Source organism: Streptococcus suis, assembly GCF_002960445.1.
Lineage (GTDB): Bacteria > Bacillota > Bacilli > Lactobacillales > Streptococcaceae > Streptococcus > Streptococcus hyiners.
In genome coordinates this window covers 16,019-32,027 of sequence record NZ_POJD01000133.1, presented here as the reverse complement: position 1 = coordinate 32,027, position 16,009 = coordinate 16,019, and the positions used below count along the sequence as shown (strand labels likewise).

The following is a 16,009-nucleotide window of genomic DNA, read 5'->3' as shown; positions in this document are numbered from 1 at the left end:
CAAAAAAACACCAGTCAGTCACTGATGTTCCTTGAAATCATTTTATAATATGTTGTCACTTGCCACATTTTCTTCACAAAACCAAGTGTTTTTAAGAGCCAAAATAGGAGAATTGGTATGAAAAGGATTGCTAAAATGAGGTTAACCCAGCCCTTTCCATCCAGAAACATTAGGAGAAATACTGTTGGTACACAAGTAAGCAGACCAAGCATCAAGAGGTTGATTAGAAGCCCCAACCAGCCCAGCCAGTAGCGAAGTCCAAAAGGAGCATACTTTCTTTCATCGAAATCTGCCAAACCCGCCAAAAATTCAAATACTAGTTCGCCTAAAAATTCCATACTAGACTCCCTTTCTCAGCTGTCGGTAATACTTGGTTCGTCGGACAAGGGTTTTCATCGCATGTAGGGATAGGAAGCTTAGGCCAATTGCACATAACAAAAAGAAGATGAAAAGCAAAACCGTAGGCTGTTCAAATCGATGATAGACCATGGTTGAACCACCTGTAAAAGCGATAAAATAGGATGCCAAAGTCACCAAATTGAGCCAGATGCAAGCCACCAGCCCCAGCCAATACCGAAAGCCGAAAGGCTTATACTGACTGTCTTCATAAAATACAAGAAAAAATGATGAAAAAGAAAGCAATATCAAAAAAGAACGCCAAATCGGAATCGCTACCATAAGAACCACCTCCTAGTCCCATTCTAGCATATTTACGAATAATTGCAAAGAAAAAAGAGGTTTGACCTCTCTTTCTTATTTCCGTTTTCGTGCAATCAGATGAATCGGTGTTCCTTCGAAGACAAAGGCCTTGCGGATTTGATTTTCCAAGAAACGCATATAGGAGAAGTGCATGAGCTCTTCTTCGTTGACAAAGACCACAAATGTTGGTGGCTTGGTCGCAACCTGGGTCGCGTAGAAAATTTTCAAGCGTTTACCCTTGTCAGTTGGTGTCGGGTTAATAGCAATGGCATCCATGATAACATCGTTGAGAACAGCCGACGGAATACGGGTATTCTGGCTTTCACTAATGGCCTTAATCATCTCAGGCAACTTATGCAAGCGTTGCTTGGTCAAGGCTGATACAAAGATAATAGGTGCGTAAGACAAGTATTGGAATTGGTCGCGGATATCATCTTCCCATTTCTTCATGGTGTGGTTATCTTTTTCAAGCGTGTCCCACTTGTTGACGACGATAATCATTCCCTTACCAGCTTCATGGGCAAAGCCTGCGATGCGTTTGTCGTACTCGCGGATGCCTTCTTCTGCATTGATGACCATGAGTATAACATCTGAACGCTCAATGGCACGCATGGCACGCATAACGGAGTATTTCTCCGTATTTTCATAGACCTTACCAGACTTGCGCATCCCTGCGGTGTCAATCATGGTAAATTCTTGACCTTCTGAGTCTGTAAAGTGCGTATCAATGGCATCTCGAGTCGTTCCAGCAACAGGCGACGCAATCACGCGCTCTTCACCCAAAATAGCGTTAATCAAACTTGATTTTCCAACGTTTGGACGACCAATCAAGCTGAACTTGATAATATCTGGATTTTCTTCTGCTTCTTGGACTGGCAGATTTTCAATGATCGCATCCAAGACATCCCCTGTACCGATACCATGCACAGATGATACTGGATAGGGATCCCCAAGACCAAGCGAATAGAAATCGTAAATGTCATTACGCATTTCAGGGTTATCGACTTTATTGACAACCAAAATGACTGGTTTGTTGGTCTTATAAAGGATACGCGATACATACTCATCCGCATCTGTCACACCTTCTTTACCTGAAACAACAAAGACGATAACATCTGCTTCATCCATAGCAATCTCAGCCTGGTGCTTGATTTGTTCCATGAAAGGTGCATCCACATCGTCGATACCACCTGTATCAATCAAGGAAAACTTGCGGTTGAGCCACTCACCAGTAGCATAAATACGGTCACGGGTCACACCTTCCACGTCTTCGACAATGGAAATCCGCTCCCCCGCAATACGGTTAAATAAGGTTGATTTACCAACGTTGGGACGGCCAACGATGGCGATAGTTGGTTGAGCCATGGCTCCTCCTCTTCTAATATAGTCGTTTTCGTTTATCTTTTATTACGTCGTTAACTCGCTTTGCCGTACTCCAGTACTGTCTGCAGCTCGTTGCCTAGTACTAAAAGCAAACAAAAAGACTATAACTTACAATAGTTTATTTTTTTCTAATACAGCCCTCGTTTCAGGCTGCTCTGGCTGACCAAACTGGGCAACCATACGCTCCGACCAGGTTTCTGTCTGACGAGCACCTGCATAGTCTGTCTGAACTTGGTCGTAGGCTTCAATCACATCTACACCTTGCTCCACATATTCTTCCTGAAAGACAATGGCTTCGCTTGCCAAACGTGGTTTGACAGGATGGTTTTGGGCTGGTCTACCAAGTGCAATGCAGAAAATTGGATAGGTATAATCAGGCAAGTTGAACAGCTCTGCTATTGCCAAGGCCTTATGGCGAATCATACCGATAAAGACACCACCGTAACCCAAGCTTTCAGCTGCTAAAAGGGCATTTTGCCCTGCTAGGCTCGCATCAACAGAAGAAATCAGGAGATTCTCTGTTCCCTTGGCATCAAAGTCTGAACCATGGAGTTGAGCCGCCTTGCTGGCACGATTATGATCGCCCACAAAAACCAGAATGGCCTGAGCCTGTAAAATAGCTGGCTGGGGCACCAAATCATAGAGAGCCTGTTTTTTGCCCTCTGATTGAACCACAATAATGGGATAGGACTGGAAATTCTTCCAGCTAGACGCAGCTCGCCCAGCTGAAATAATAGCTTGCAAATGTTCCGACTCAATGGGCTCTTCCGTAAAACGACGGACAGAAGTATGATTCAGCATCAAATCAATGGTTTCATTCATCGGCGGTTCTTTCCTTTCAAATGCAAATCGCGAGCCAGATAGCGAATCCGCTCCATTACCCGTTTGGCCTGCCAGGTTTCATCACCAGACTTACCAGAGGCGAAATGACGCTCCAAATCATCAAAGGAGAAATTGGAGGTAAAGAAGGTCGGCAGATTTTCCTGCATGCGGTATTGAAGAATGACCTGTAAAACATCGTCGCGCACCCACGGACTATGTTGCTCCGCTCCGATGTCATCTAGCACCAAGACCTGAGCCATCTTGATTTCATCAATCCGCTCCTTGACAGAGCCATCTTTGATGGCATTTTTTATGTCTACCACAAAGGTTGGATAATGGAGCATGGTGGTTGAGAGGTGGCGATTGGTTGATAAGCGATGGGCCATATAAGCCATCAAAAAACTCTTCCCAATTCCAAAATCACCGTATAAATACAAGCCTTTGCAGTATTCGCCCACCTGTTCTACAAATGCATCAATAGCCTCATAAACCTCAACACGATTGCTGTCTGTGAAATCCAAATCTGCAATAGTAACTTTTTTGAGTGCTTGGGGCATATTGATAAGCTGGATACGGTTCTTGATAGCTTCCAGACGACGGTATTCGACCAATTCTTCTGTTTCTAGATAGGAAACATCCGCATAGCCCTCATTCATGACCAAAACAGGTTGATAGCCCTTAGCAATATAGGCTTCATCCTGCTTGACAAAGAGGTCACGCTGACTGATATATTCCAAAAACTTAGAAATGGAGAGGGTGATTTCCTGTTGGGTCAAGCCTTCTTTTTTGATAAAAGCAGCAACTTCAGTATCGCTGACAATCTCTTGAAAGAGTTGCTGATAAGATTTAGGGCTTGGGTTGGTTGCCTGCGACAACCTGTCTTGAACTGATTTCATCAACTACCTCTCTTGCTTTCATTTTCTAACATTCGTTTTCTGAGCGCTTCCATTCTAGCCTGAGCTTCTGGGCTTGTGTCCATAACCACTTCTTCCTTACTCCACTCAGGTACGTTGGTCTTCTGTGGCTGGCTCGGCTTGGTGACAGCTTGACCTGTCTTCAAATCTCTTAGGTAAAGAACAGCCGCCTCAGCACTACCAATTCCCTTGTAGGAAAAATCATTACCCAGCTTCATGGCATATTTTTCATTTAGATTGGCCGAATCCACCTTGTTAAAAGTGTAGAGGACCAAGACATTGATAACTTCGTCAAGTAGGCCCAAGTTTGCCAAATCTTTCAAGCACTTCTTCTCTGCCGCAGTGACAACCGCCTTGAGGCGATCCTTGATAAACTGCAAATAATCATTGCTGGATTTTGACTTGGCTTCACGAACAATTGCCTCTTCCTGAGGAGTTAAATGTCCTGAAGCTAATGGTCTTGCCTGGCGTGACTGCTGCAAGCGTTTGGTTGAAATTGTCTGTCCAATGGCTGTTGCTTTAGCCTGACGATAGGTTTCCAACCAGGTCCAACCTGCCTGCTCTGCTATGTGACTAAGGGCAATAATATCCTCAGCTTCATCTTGAAAAAGAAGCTTGTCCTTAGCCATCAAGGCTTTAAAGGCCGACCAATCAAAATCATGCTTGGGTTCAAAAGCTACTGGAACTTGACCATCAATGGTAAAGACTTGGGAGAAGGTTTTGGATACCTTCTTCTCCTTATTTGGTCCAGATACTTGTAAACTTTCTACGCTGGCTTCGCCAATCCTTTGGGCCAATAAATTCTTATAAAGCGGTTTGCCCAAAAATTGTTTGACCGTCAGTGGTGGCAACAAGACCAAGCCTGTCAACTCATCTGCCCGATAGACTTGTAGCAATTCCATGGCAGATAAGAGATCCAAGGCCTGCTCCAAGCGCTTCATACCGAAATCCATATGATTGAGGATTGTCGCCCACTTGTAACGCCCCTGCCCCTGATCCGAGAAACTATAGAGGTAATAGTAAAGGGCTAGGGCATCAAAACTAATGATAGGTTGATAACACTGGCTTAAACTGATAATGTCTGGTGTAAAAGGATTGGTCTTGATGTAGGTAAATAAATCACTTGGTTTCATTGGCAGCACCTGACTTTACTTTACTACCCTTAGAAATCATCTGCTTGAGCAGATTTTCCAACTCTTCCACATCCTTAAAGGAACGATAGACAGAGGCAAAACGCACATAGGTGATTTCATCCAACTCCACCAATTCATCCATGACAAAGTTACCAATGACATCACTTTCGACCTCGCCATCACTCTGAGAACGAACCTTCTGCTCAATCCGGTTGACAACTTCGTCTATATCACTAGTTGAAACTGGACGTTTTTGTGCTGAACGAATAATGCCATTGAAAATCTTTTCACGGGAAAATTGCTCCCTAGTCCCGTCCTTCTTCACAACGACAAGGGTTTTTTCTTCAACACGTTCATAGGTGGTAAAACGTTGACCACATTGATCGCAAGAACGACGGCGACGGATGGTGTTGCCATCTTCAGCCTGACGACTATCAATAACACTTGATTTCAAACTTTGACATTTTGGACAACGCATACTCTCACTCCTACAACTTCTTTATCACTTCAGTATAGCATAAAAACAGCAAAAATAAAAGAAAGCGAGAAAACCCACTTTCTATTTTTACCATTGTTAACCGACTGTTGCATCCTCTTGCTTCTTCAAGCGACTGTCCACCCATTCACGAACCAGACGGTAAATAAGCGCAAAGATAGGTGTAAAGAAGACCATACCAAGCAAGCCAAACAAATTTCCACCAATCAAGGCTGCAGCAAGGGTAAAGAGAGTCGGAAGACCAACCGATTGTCCAACCACGCGTGGATAGATAACATTCCCCTCAATCAACTGAATAATCTGGAAGAGAGCAATAGACCAAAGTGCCAAGAGGGGATTCTGCACCGCCACAAATAAGGCACTAATCAGACAGGCGGTAAAGGGACCAATGTAAGGCACAAAGGATAAAACACCTGCCAAAATTCCTGCCATGCTGGCATAAGGAATTCCTGAGAGAGAATAACTCACAAATACGAGAGTACCGATAATGCAAGCTTCTACGATTTGGCTCATTAGGAATTTATCATAAGTATCAACAATGACTTCTCCGATATAACTGATCACTCGAACAGTTTTTGTCGGCAGTATCGCTTGTAGGAATTTACCTGTCATAGCTTGCAGGTGTTCCTTGCTTCCAAGTATTGCCAAGGTAAAGAAGAAGGCCATCACAAGCGTCATGGTATTGGAAAAAATACCAGTGACATTTGATACTAAACCTGATAAGACTGGCGTTACCAAATTGGAAATAAAGGTTAGATTTTTCAATTGATCCAGCATACCTGCAATTTGCTCACCCAACTGACCAGCCAAAAGTCCATTTTTTTCCAGGAAGCTTGTGAGGGCATTGACCGATTTAGGAATGGCTGTGCTACTCACTGTCACTAATTGCGACACCGTTGACATCAAGGTAGGAAGTACAATCAACACCAACCCAGTAACAATTAAAGCAAAACCAATCAACACTCCAACAATAGCCAAGGAACGTTTGGATTTATTCAAAAAAGAAATCTTCTCTATCTGATCCTCTATCTTTTTCATAGGCACATTTAAAATAAAGGCAATGATACTCCCTATAAAGAGAGAATTCATGCTTCCCAACAAAATCTGAACTGCCTTGTATATCGTATCCCAATTCAATACAGCTAAGAGGGTAGCTCCAGCCAACAAAATCAATAAAGCTTTTTCTTTAAACGACGAATTCATAATATCTCCAATTTTGTATGATTAGCATTCAGTTTATCATAGGAAGCAAAAAAAAGAAAGAGTTTCCCCTTTCTTAATCTCGCATGGCATAGCCAACGCCACGAACTGTCTTGATGTAAGATGGTTTACCGGTAACATCTAATTTTCCACGTAAATAACGAATGTAGACATCTACTACATTAGTTTCCGATGTCGTTTCATATTTCCAAACCCGCTCCAGTAATTGTTCTCGGCTGACAGGTTCGGGGCTGTTCATCAGAGTTGCAAGCAAATCATATTCGCGTCTGGTCAGGTTAATCAACTCATCCCCACGAGTAACTGTTCGATTTTGAAAATCGACCTTCAAATCACGATAGGCTGCTTGCAAAGGAACGTGCTTACAATTCTTATCAATAAAATCACGCCCTCGGAAAATGGATACAATCTGTTCGACCAATTCACTGATGACAAAGGGTTTGACGACATAGGAAACTGCGTAAGAAAGGACCTCTTCCCCATGCTGGGCAACATCCGCAGAATCAATGGCAACAATCATGACACTAGCAGGCTTGATGGCCAACAATTCCCTTGACAATTCCTTACTAGACATATCAGAAAGCTGAAAGCTCATCAAAATCAAGTCAAAATCTGTTTCATGAGCTAAAGATAGGGCTTCTTTCCCTGTTGAAGCGTAGTCTACCAAATACTCTTTCTTCTGTAATTCCATGGAAACAAAGTGCGATAGATTGCGCTCTCTTCCTGCAATTAAAATTTTCTTAGCCATTATCTCTTTCATTGTTCTCTCTATCAATCAAATCAGCTAGCGATAAATTAGAAAGAAGAGGCTGGGCATAAAGTCCAAAGACACTTCTCAGAGTTCGTGTCAACATCTCAGCGCAGTGGTTGATTGGCAGATTTGTTCGTGTTTCACCCTCCAAATCTGACCTAATCAACTGTGCGGGGGTGGGAAGACGAACTCTTTTTTGACTAGTCGAGTTCTTTCCCACTCCCATTCTTTTTATTTTGTTTCGCTATACCAATCGTAGTGGAAGACACCTTCTTTGTCTTTACGGTTGTAAGTGTGAGCACCGAAGTAGTCACGTTGGGCTTGGATCAAGTTAGCTGGCAAGTTTTCTGCACGGTAGCTGTCAAAGTAAGTAATGGCAGCTGAGAAGGTTGGCACAGGCACTCCTGCTTGAACAGCCAAGGTTACCACATCGCGAACAGCCTGTTGGTATTTAGCTGTTACATCAAGGAAGTACTCATCCAAGAGCAAGTTTGCCAAATCTTCGTCACGTCCGTATGCATCTGTAATCTTTTGCAAGAAACGAGCACGGATGATACAACCTGCACGCCAGATTTTTGCAATTTCCCCAAATGGCAGGTTCCAGTTGTTTTCTTTAGATGCTACGCGTAATTGTGCAAAGCCTTGTGCATAAGACATAATTTTTGAGAAGTAGAGGGCTTGACGGATTTTTTCAACCAATTCAGCCTTGTCACCTTCGTATGCAAATGGAGCTGGTTTTGGAAGGACCTTGCTTGCTGCCACGCGCTCATCCTTGTAAGTTGAAATATAACGAGCAAATACGGATTCTGTAATCAATGACAATGGCACACCCAAGTCAAGTGATGATTGGCTAGTCCATTTACCAGTACCCTTGTTACCAGCAGCGTCCATGATATAGTCAACGATTGGACCATCTTGACCTTGGTCATCCTTGCGTTTCAAAATGTCAGCCGTGATTTCAATCAAGTAGCTGTCTAGTTCACCCTTGTTCCACTCAGTAAAGATATCAGCCATTTCATCTACTGACAAACCAAGCAAGTGTTGCATGAGGTCATAAGATTCTGCAATCAATTGCATGTCACCATACTCGATACCGTTGTGGACCATTTTTACATAGTGACCAGCACCATCTGGACCGATGTAAGTCACACATGGAGCGCCGTCTTCTGGAGCTTTTGCTGAAATTTCTTCCAAGACATCTGCCACCAATTCGTAAGCTTCTTTTTGACCACCAGGCATGATAGATGGACCTTCAAGGGCTCCTTTTTCACCACCAGATACACCTGTACCGATGAAGTTGATACCTGAGTTAGCCAATTCTTTGGAACGACGGATAGTGTCTTCATAGAAGGTATTACCACCGTCAATCAAGATGTCGCCTTCATCCAAGTGTGGTAAGAGAGCTTGAATAGTTGCATCTGTACCAGGACCAGCTTGAACCATAAGCATGATACGGCGTGGTTTTTCGATAGATGCTACAAAGCTTTCCACATCGTAACTTGGTACCAAGTTTTTCCCTGGGTTACTTGCTACTACATCTTCTGTCTTGTCAGCAGAACGGTTGTAAATGGCTACTGAATAACCACGTGATTCAACGTTAAGTGCCAGGTTGCGGCCCATAACGGCCATTCCTACAACACCAAAATTTGCTTTTGTCATTTGTTTACTCCTCTAATTTCTATCTCTTTTATTATACACTGAAAGCCTAAAATTGACAAGAATTTTCAGATAATTTAACCATCCAAACTATTCTTCGTTATCAAACAAGCCCTGCAATTGAGCAAAAGGACTATTGGCTTCTTTTTTCTCCTGGACATCTTGCTGAAAGGCTTCTTCTGTCATCAGGGTCCAAGCTTGACCAGATGGTAAGTCTGTTCCCGCCTCTTCCTCAGGTGTCAAAACCTTGATAGGAATAGCTAGGAGAATGTTATCCGCCACACTTTCTTCTAAGATGATGTGGTCATCTTCCACCACCAATACCATATCCTCATCAATCAAATCCTGCTCCTTAAGAACAGCCTCATTGACAACAAAGAGTTCATTGACTTCTTGCACTTCATGTAAAAGGACAGGTTGTAGGGAACGGCTGGAAGCCAAGGTAATGTCGTAAGTCATCTGATAGTCCAAGAAAAAGAAACCTGATTCAAAGCGAACATTTCCACTTACTTGTACAGGCGACAAACCTAAAACTTCACTATTTCGAGCCTGCAATTCTTCCTGCAAGTCCAAGGTCTTCTCAAAGGAAATTCCATCTGGATTTTTCTGAATATCGTAAATATGAAACATAATTTTCCCCTATTCAGCTAGTTCTGTGATGTAATTATAGACTTCCTGACCGGCAACCGCACCATTTCCAACGGCAGTCGCAATCTGGCGCAGTTGGTTTTGGCGAATGTCACCGATGGCGTAAATACCAGATTTGCTGGTTGCCATCTTTTCATCCGTGATAATCCAACCAGCCTCGTCCGTAATACCCAAATCGGCAACCGAATCCGTCATCGGATCCAAACCGACATAGATAAAGACACCGCCGAAGTCCAGTTCGCTAACTTCTTCCGTTTTCACATTTTTGATACGGACGCTTTGAACCCGTAGGTCATCACCCTTGATTTCTTCTACCACACTATCCCAGATGAAGTTGATTTTTTCATTGGCAAAAGCGCGGTCTTGAATGACTTTTTGAGCACGAAGTTGGTCACGGCGGTGAACAATGGTCACAGATTCTGCGAATTGTGTCAAGAAGAGGGCTTCTTCGACCGCAGAATCACCACCACCGACTACCAAGAGTTTTTGACCTCGGAAGAAGGCCCCGTCGCAGACTGCACAGTAGGAAACTCCGCGGCTATTGTAGGTATCTTCACCTGGAACATCTAGCAAGCGGTGCTTAGCCCCCATGGCTAGAATGACAGTTTTGGTTTCCAATACACCATCTTCTGTAATGACTTTCTTGATTGGTCCATCTTCTTCGATGCGTACCAAGGTGCCAAAAATATGGTCTACTCCGAATTTTTCCAAAGGTTCAAACATTTTCTCTGCCAAGGCTGGACCAGAAATATGGTCATAGCCTGGATAGTTTTCGATTTCAGCAGTATTGTTCATCTGGCCGCCGTAAATACCGCGTTCCAGAAGAGCTACTTTTAGATTGCTTCGTCCTGCGTAGAGGGCAGCAGTCATCCCAGCAGGACCAGCTCCAACAACAATTGTATCGTACATATCTTTTCCTTCTATGCTTTAAACATTAACAAAATCCCCATGACCCCAAAGGCAAGAATGGGGATGGTCATGACGTTGATCATCAACAAATCAAATATAAAATCCTGGCGCTCTTGCAGTGTTCGATTGACTTTTTTACCCGCCCTTAAAACAAAGTAAATCAAGCTAGATAGAATAACCAGCAAGGCCGCGACCAAAAGCCCCTGCAAATAAAAACTAAGTATATTTTGTAACATAGTTTTCCTCCAACCCTCCTAGAAGGTTTGGCGTTTGGCCTTACGCTCTGCACGCCCCTTGGCACGCGCTTCCACACGTTTGGTCTTGCGACGTTTCTCATCAACAGCCCATTGGATTTTCTTCTTATAGCCTGGCTTGACTTTTTTCTTTTTCTTCTTAACCAAGCCAATCATTTCCAAGTCCAGTTTTTCACGAGATTTTTCTCGGTTGACACGGCGATCACGGTCGTAGGTATCGACAAACTCCCCACTCTTCATTTCTTTTGGCAAGAATTTGATATTGAGTTTTTCTAACTCGCGAATGTCCGCATCATCACTCGGCTGATAGAGGGTAATGGCAATACCCGACAAGCCATTTCGACCTGTACGACCCACACGGTGGACAAAGAAGGAAAGGTCCTGAGGAATGGCATCGTTGATGACATGGCTGACACCTTCGATATCAATCCCACGCGCCGCCAAATCTGTCGCTACAATGTACTGGTAGTCCAAGTTTTTCACCTGGTTCATGATCCGCTTACGTTCACGTGGAGGAATGTCCCCGTGAATTTTTGCGACCCGCAAACCATTTGCAGTTAAGTAACTGTGTAATTCATCTGCACGGGTCTTTGTATTGACAAAAATCATAGCCAAATAAGGCTGCATGAGCTTGGTCGCTTCCAAAATCTGCGCATTGCGGTCTCGACCCTTGGTTGAAATCAGCCAGTTTTCAATGGTATCTGAAATCACCGTATGGGTCTTGATTTGTTCCATGACTGGATTGGACAAGTATTTTTTCAAAAACGGTTGGAGTTTCTGTGGAATTGTCGCTGAAAAGACCATAAATTGCAAGTCTTTTGGCAGGCTACCAGCAATCTTGTCAACTGTTTCTAAAAAGCCCATGTCCAAGGTCATATCTGCCTCATCCACCACAAATGTTTTGGCTTTATGGATAGCAAGGTCACCTGATTTAACCAGGTCATAAATACGGCCCGGTGTCCCAACAACAATATGTGGCTGACCTGTTTGAAGCTTGTCAATTTGACGGTTCTTGTCCGTACCACCCACATAGTTAGTCACACGAACTTCGATGTCCGAATGACTAGCCAACTGACGAGCCGCTTGATAAATCTGGGTCGCCAATTCACGTGATGGAGCTGTTATAACCGCTTGAACCTGGTCCAATTCCTCATTTAATTTTTGGAAAATCGGAATCAAGAAGGTATGGGTCTTGCCCGAACCTGTTTTTGATTCCCCAATCAAGTCACGACCTGACAAGACAACAGGAATCAATTTTTCCTGAACTTCTGTCGGCTGGACAAAGTTAATTTCTTTCAAAGCCTCCTGAATGTAAGGCTTGAGTTTCATATCTGTAAATTTCATAGTTTCCTCTTTAGAATCCGTATACACAAGGCAAGTATAGTCTTTTAGTACTAGTCAACGAACCGCAGGCATAACTGGAGTTAGGCAAGGCGAGTTAAAAAGAAAAACTAAATGACGATACCAACAATGGATACTGGTTCTTCATTATACTGCCTTCTATTATAGCACAAAAACAGCATTTCTGCTGTTTCTGAAATTCTTATAAATAAAGAATAGCTAGGGTAATCAGGCTCATGACAAGTCCGACTGACCAGAGGAAGAAGTCAACCTGCCACTCGCTCCATTTTTCAGACTTACCTGTCAAACCACCTAATTCCAAATGATGATGGAAAGGGGTCATACGGAAGATACGACGACCTTCTCCAAAGCGTTTTTTAGTATATTTGAAATATGAAACCTGTAACATAACAGATGACGTTTCGATAACATAGACCAAACCGATTAGGAGGAGGGTCCATTCTTGACGGAGGGCAATGGAAATGGTTGCCAACATCCCACCGAGTGCCAGACTTCCCACATCTCCCATGAAGATCTTAGCCGGTTTGCGATTATAGACAAAGAAACCAAGCAAACCACCAATCATGGTTACACAAACCAAAAGAATGTCAAACTTCTGTTCCTTGTAGGCAATGACAGAATAGGCCAGCAAACTAATAACAACCGAAATAGAGGCCAAGCCATCAATACCATCAGTCAGGTTGACCGCATTTGAAAAACCAACCAACCAGAATAGAACAAAAGGTAGATAGAGCATGCCGAGATTGATGATGTGCCCAAATACATTGAGCTCTCCTCCGCCAGCACCATTCACATGGACAAAGTAGAATACCAGTCCACCCAAAATCTGCAAGGCTAATTTTTGTTTCGGATTTAGTCCTTCATTGATTTTGCGGAAGATTTTCAAGAAATCATCCAAAAATCCGACCAAGCCATAGAGAGCCAAAATGAAAAGAATAGCCAAGACACCACCTGTCAGCATTTTCAGGCTAGCTGCAAAAATAAAACTAACAAGGACAGCAACAACTAGGAAGACTGTACCCCCCATGGTAGGAGTTCCGGCCTTGAACTGGTGTTGCTTGACATCTTCGTGCATCTGTTGCCCTTCGATGCGCTTGGCTTGATAAAAGGTAATAAATCGTGGTATCAGGATTACCGTTGCTAAAAATGCAACCAATCCCGACATAAGTGCAAACTGCATATTATTCTCCTAACGTAACTGTTAATTTCTTGGTTTTATTCAACTTGGTCCCCACTTCTACGCTCTGCTTCACAACCTTGGAACCAGACCCCTCATAGGTCACTTCAATACCTGTCCATTCAGCTAGTAGATCCATATTCTCCTTGGTCACCGCATACAAGTCTGGCATTTCTTCCAATTTATTCGTCAATAAGAGAACCTGTTGATTAGGGGCTACTAAGCTACCTTTTTCCAAAGAAACCTTCTTAATCTCAGCACCTTTGCCTAAAATAACTGGTTGAACCAGATAGCGACGAAGCTCCTCAGCCGACTCACCAGGTGCCTTACCAATTAGATCTGGCAATGTGTAGTCCGTTTCTTTTCCAACAGAAGCTAGGGACGGAGCTGGAGCATCTATGTTCAAGCTATCCTTCAATAACATTGCTTCTTTCAAAGTCGGGCTTACAATAGTATCCCAAGAGAGAACACTCAAGACTTCTGGCTGACGAATGGTCACATACATAATGAACTCTGGATCCTCAGCAGGAATCATGGCGACAACCGAGTTGGTATAAGCGCCCTTGATATAACCCTGACCGTCTTCACTGGCAATCTCGGCAGAACCAGACTTCATCGCAATATCATAGCCTTCAACCTGAATAGCTGGCCCTTGTAAATCTGAAGAATAAAGAGTCCCAAACACAGGGTCCGTACCAACATTTATCATATATTTCAATGTCTCATCTGCCGCCTGTTCAGAAACTGGATTCCCGACTTCTTCTTTAGATGAAAGCCTTGCAGTATCAGTATTCGGATTATACAGGGCTGAAATAAATTTTGGCTCTAACATGATACCATTATTTGCAATCGCAGAGAAACTTCGAAGCATTTGCACTTGGTTAGCTGAAATACCCTGACCAAATGTAGACATGGCAATCGTTACAATATTATCCTCAGGAACAAGACCTGGTGCCTCATCCCCCATACCAAATCGTGTTGGGTAACCATAGCGAAATTTAGCAAGATAATTTAGCCATTTTTCATCCCCCATTTCTTGTTGTAACAAAGTCATTCCGACGTTACTTGAGAGTGAAAAACCCTGAGCAAAATTTAACGTAACAGCTGATTGGCCAGCGTTTAAAGTCCAGTCATTGATTTTTGCGTCTGCAATCACATACTCGTTATTGGTATAGTAGGCATTTGGGTCAAAGGTTCCATTGTCAATAGCTGATGCGACAGTCAAAACCTTCATGGTAGAACCTGGTTCAAAGGCCTCTTGGTAGAGGAGGGAACGCTCTAGAACCCCCTCTTGTCCCAAGCCTTCCTTGGTATCTGAGTCATAACTTGGACGTTGTGTCGTTGCTAAAATCTCCCCAGTCCTAGCTGAGATCAGAGTAGCATTGGCGTAGCGCCCCTTGGCAGTATTAAAGAAGGTATCCATGTTGGTTTCTAAGGACCGCTGCAGGTCTGCAGAAATCGTCGTATAGACATCCTGACCATTGATAGTTTCTTCTTTAACTGTTTCTGTTCCTGGCAGCACACGTCCCTGACTGTCCTTTTCATAGACAACCTTACCATCTTGACCAGCGAGGATGCTGTTCAAATAATACTCCATCCCACTTACACCCTGTAAACTATAACTGCCATCTTTGTTTTCAACCGGGTTCGCTAACCCGACAAAAATTGAGGCAAAATTTCCATTAGGGTACATCCGACCTGGACTGGCATTAAAGGCAATCCCTTCAATCCCTGCCGCCTTCATCTCCTCCTGGATAGCAGTCATGGTATTGTAGGAAATATTTTTTCCATTGGTTCCAAAGTAAACCTGCTTCAGTTCCGGCTGTCGCAATTGCTGGAGAACATAGTCTGTTTCCATTCCAAGATGTTTCTTGAAAACATCCGCCACCTTGCTAAACTGACTGTCCTGAACATAGAGAATTTTCTTCAGTTCTGACACATACTCTTTGTCAATAATAGCATAAACAGTATAGGTGGTTGAGTCTTCTGCGATAGGAATCCCTGTCCGATCATAGATGGTTCCACGTTTAGCCTGAACAGTTACTTCTTGTTGGTGGACTGCATCTGCCCTCTCTGATAGTTTCACACCTGCCTTGCTATCTGTTCCAATAATATAGGCAAAAGTAAATAGAAAGATAAAAAAGACTAAAACCGTCAAAAACAGCAGACCTTGGCCCACTTTTCGACGATTTTGGGACGGAATATATCGTTTTTTCAAAACATATTGTAAGAGTTTATTGTTTCTTCTGGGCATTATTCAGCTACTCCAATATTGTCGTTATTAAATGTTAATCCAGCCTTTTCAGCAATCTCCATCAGACGAGCAGAACGCGTTAGTTCATTGACAGCCTGTTTGGCATCATTGATTTCAACCTGCTTTTGATTGATATTTTGATTGACCTTGGCCATTTCAGACTGGACTTGAATCAAACGAGTCTGCAAGAAAATAACCCCTATGGCTAGGGCCAGGCCTGATAGAATAATACTGCTATAAAAGGCTTTTTCTACACGGGTGAAGGTCTTGAACTTGTCACCAATCACACGCATGGTAGCTTCTCTACGTTTTTCTTGTAACATAGATTCTTCT

General features: G+C 43.2%; 17 protein-coding genes. All 17 read right to left on the bottom strand.

The genetic code is table 11. From position 1 onward, the window contains the following. Positions 1-14 precede the first annotated feature (14 nt). Positions 15-338, bottom strand: a complete 324-nt coding sequence (locus C1G53_RS03650; protein ID WP_105117721.1) for a hypothetical protein — start codon at positions 336-338, stop codon at positions 15-17. A 1-nt stretch (position 339) separates the two neighbouring features. Continuing rightward, positions 340-678, bottom strand: a complete 339-nt coding sequence (locus tag C1G53_RS03645) for an MFS transporter (protein WP_105117720.1) — start codon at positions 676-678, stop codon at positions 340-342. 75 nt (positions 679-753) lie between these two features. Continuing rightward, on the bottom strand, positions 754-2,064 hold the full coding sequence (gene der, locus C1G53_RS03640; protein ID WP_105114050.1) for a ribosome biogenesis GTPase Der: 1,311 nt from the start codon (positions 2,062-2,064) through the stop codon (positions 754-756). A 126-nt stretch (positions 2,065-2,190) separates the two neighbouring features. Continuing rightward, positions 2,191-2,904: a nitroreductase family protein gene (locus tag C1G53_RS03635; protein WP_105117719.1), complete on the bottom strand. Its 714-nt coding sequence runs from the start codon at positions 2,902-2,904 to the stop codon at positions 2,191-2,193. Further along, entirely contained in the window at positions 2,901-3,800 is a 900-nt protein-coding gene (gene dnaI / locus C1G53_RS03630; protein WP_105117718.1) for a primosomal protein DnaI, read from the bottom strand. Before dnaI ends, C1G53_RS03635 begins: the two co-directional genes overlap by 4 nt. Further along, complete coding sequence (locus tag C1G53_RS03625; protein ID WP_105117717.1) at positions 3,800-4,951, bottom strand: replication initiation/membrane attachment protein; 1,152 nt, start codon at positions 4,949-4,951, stop codon at positions 3,800-3,802. The genes dnaI and C1G53_RS03625 overlap by 1 nt, the downstream gene beginning before the upstream one ends. Further along, entirely contained in the window at positions 4,938-5,429 is a 492-nt protein-coding gene (gene nrdR / locus C1G53_RS03620; protein ID WP_105117716.1) for a transcriptional regulator NrdR, read from the bottom strand. Before nrdR ends, C1G53_RS03625 begins: the two co-directional genes overlap by 14 nt. Positions 5,430-5,525: 96 nt before the next feature. Then, positions 5,526-6,650, bottom strand: coding sequence for an AI-2E family transporter (locus C1G53_RS03615; protein WP_105117715.1), 1,125 nt, complete (start codon positions 6,648-6,650; stop codon positions 5,526-5,528). 73 nt (positions 6,651-6,723) lie between these two features. Then, positions 6,724-7,413, bottom strand: a complete 690-nt coding sequence (locus tag C1G53_RS03610; RefSeq protein WP_105117737.1) for a response regulator transcription factor — start codon at positions 7,411-7,413, stop codon at positions 6,724-6,726. A 234-nt stretch (positions 7,414-7,647) separates the two neighbouring features. Further along, entirely contained in the window at positions 7,648-9,075 is a 1,428-nt protein-coding gene (gene gndA, locus C1G53_RS03600; RefSeq protein WP_044682074.1) for an NADP-dependent phosphogluconate dehydrogenase, read from the bottom strand. Between the two features lie 87 nt (positions 9,076-9,162). Beyond that, positions 9,163-9,702 (bottom strand): YceD family protein, encoded by a 540-nt coding sequence (locus tag C1G53_RS03595; protein ID WP_105117714.1) that lies wholly within the window; start codon positions 9,700-9,702, stop codon positions 9,163-9,165. A gap of 9 nt (positions 9,703-9,711) precedes the next feature. Then, positions 9,712-10,629 (bottom strand): thioredoxin-disulfide reductase, encoded by a 918-nt coding sequence (trxB, locus tag C1G53_RS03590; RefSeq protein WP_105117713.1) that lies wholly within the window; start codon positions 10,627-10,629, stop codon positions 9,712-9,714. Positions 10,630-10,640: 11 nt separating this feature from the next. Next, positions 10,641-10,865: a DUF4059 family protein gene (locus C1G53_RS03585; protein WP_105117712.1), complete on the bottom strand. Its 225-nt coding sequence runs from the start codon at positions 10,863-10,865 to the stop codon at positions 10,641-10,643. An 18-nt stretch (positions 10,866-10,883) separates the two neighbouring features. After that, positions 10,884-12,227 (bottom strand): DEAD/DEAH box helicase, encoded by a 1,344-nt coding sequence (locus C1G53_RS03580; protein WP_105117711.1) that lies wholly within the window; start codon positions 12,225-12,227, stop codon positions 10,884-10,886. Positions 12,228-12,426: 199 nt separating this feature from the next. Then, on the bottom strand, positions 12,427-13,425 hold the full coding sequence (mraY, locus tag C1G53_RS03575; RefSeq protein ID WP_105117710.1) for a phospho-N-acetylmuramoyl-pentapeptide-transferase: 999 nt from the start codon (positions 13,423-13,425) through the stop codon (positions 12,427-12,429). Position 13,426: 1 nt separating this feature from the next. Beyond that, complete coding sequence (pbp2X, locus tag C1G53_RS03570; RefSeq protein ID WP_105117709.1) at positions 13,427-15,676, bottom strand: penicillin-binding protein PBP2X; 2,250 nt, start codon at positions 15,674-15,676, stop codon at positions 13,427-13,429. Beyond that, positions 15,676-15,999: a cell division protein FtsL gene (gene ftsL, locus C1G53_RS03565; RefSeq protein WP_105117708.1), complete on the bottom strand. Its 324-nt coding sequence runs from the start codon at positions 15,997-15,999 to the stop codon at positions 15,676-15,678. Before ftsL ends, pbp2X begins: the two co-directional genes overlap by 1 nt. Between the last annotated feature and the right edge of the window lie 10 nt (positions 16,000-16,009).

Coding starts and splice junctions, on each gene's coding strand:
- C1G53_RS03650 (WP_105117721.1), bottom strand. CDS start 338: ATGGAATTTTTAGGCGAACTAGTATTTGAATTTTTGGCGGGTTTGGCA.
- C1G53_RS03645 (WP_105117720.1), bottom strand. CDS start 678: ATGGTAGCGATTCCGATTTGGCGTTCTTTTTTGATATTGCTTTCTTTT.
- der (WP_105114050.1), bottom strand. CDS start 2,064: ATGGCTCAACCAACTATCGCCATCGTTGGCCGTCCCAACGTTGGTAAA.
- C1G53_RS03635 (WP_105117719.1), bottom strand. CDS start 2,904: ATGAATGAAACCATTGATTTGATGCTGAATCATACTTCTGTCCGTCGT.
- dnaI (WP_105117718.1), bottom strand. CDS start 3,800: ATGAAATCAGTTCAAGACAGGTTGTCGCAGGCAACCAACCCAAGCCCT.
- C1G53_RS03625 (WP_105117717.1), bottom strand. CDS start 4,951: ATGAAACCAAGTGATTTATTTACCTACATCAAGACCAATCCTTTTACA.
- nrdR (WP_105117716.1), bottom strand. CDS start 5,429: ATGCGTTGTCCAAAATGTCAAAGTTTGAAATCAAGTGTTATTGATAGT.
- C1G53_RS03615 (WP_105117715.1), bottom strand. CDS start 6,650: ATGAATTCGTCGTTTAAAGAAAAAGCTTTATTGATTTTGTTGGCTGGA.
- C1G53_RS03610 (WP_105117737.1), bottom strand. CDS start 7,413: ATGGCTAAGAAAATTTTAATTGCAGGAAGAGAGCGCAATCTATCGCAC.
- gndA (WP_044682074.1), bottom strand. CDS start 9,075: ATGACAAAAGCAAATTTTGGTGTTGTAGGAATGGCCGTTATGGGCCGC.
- C1G53_RS03595 (WP_105117714.1), bottom strand. CDS start 9,702: ATGTTTCATATTTACGATATTCAGAAAAATCCAGATGGAATTTCCTTT.
- trxB (WP_105117713.1), bottom strand. CDS start 10,629: ATGTACGATACAATTGTTGTTGGAGCTGGTCCTGCTGGGATGACTGCT.
- C1G53_RS03585 (WP_105117712.1), bottom strand. CDS start 10,865: ATGTTACAAAATATACTTAGTTTTTATTTGCAGGGGCTTTTGGTCGCG.
- C1G53_RS03580 (WP_105117711.1), bottom strand. CDS start 12,227: ATGAAATTTACAGATATGAAACTCAAGCCTTACATTCAGGAGGCTTTG.
- mraY (WP_105117710.1), bottom strand. CDS start 13,425: ATGCAGTTTGCACTTATGTCGGGATTGGTTGCATTTTTAGCAACGGTA.
- pbp2X (WP_105117709.1), bottom strand. CDS start 15,676: ATGCCCAGAAGAAACAATAAACTCTTACAATATGTTTTGAAAAAACGA.
- ftsL (WP_105117708.1), bottom strand. CDS start 15,999: ATGTTACAAGAAAAACGTAGAGAAGCTACCATGCGTGTGATTGGTGAC.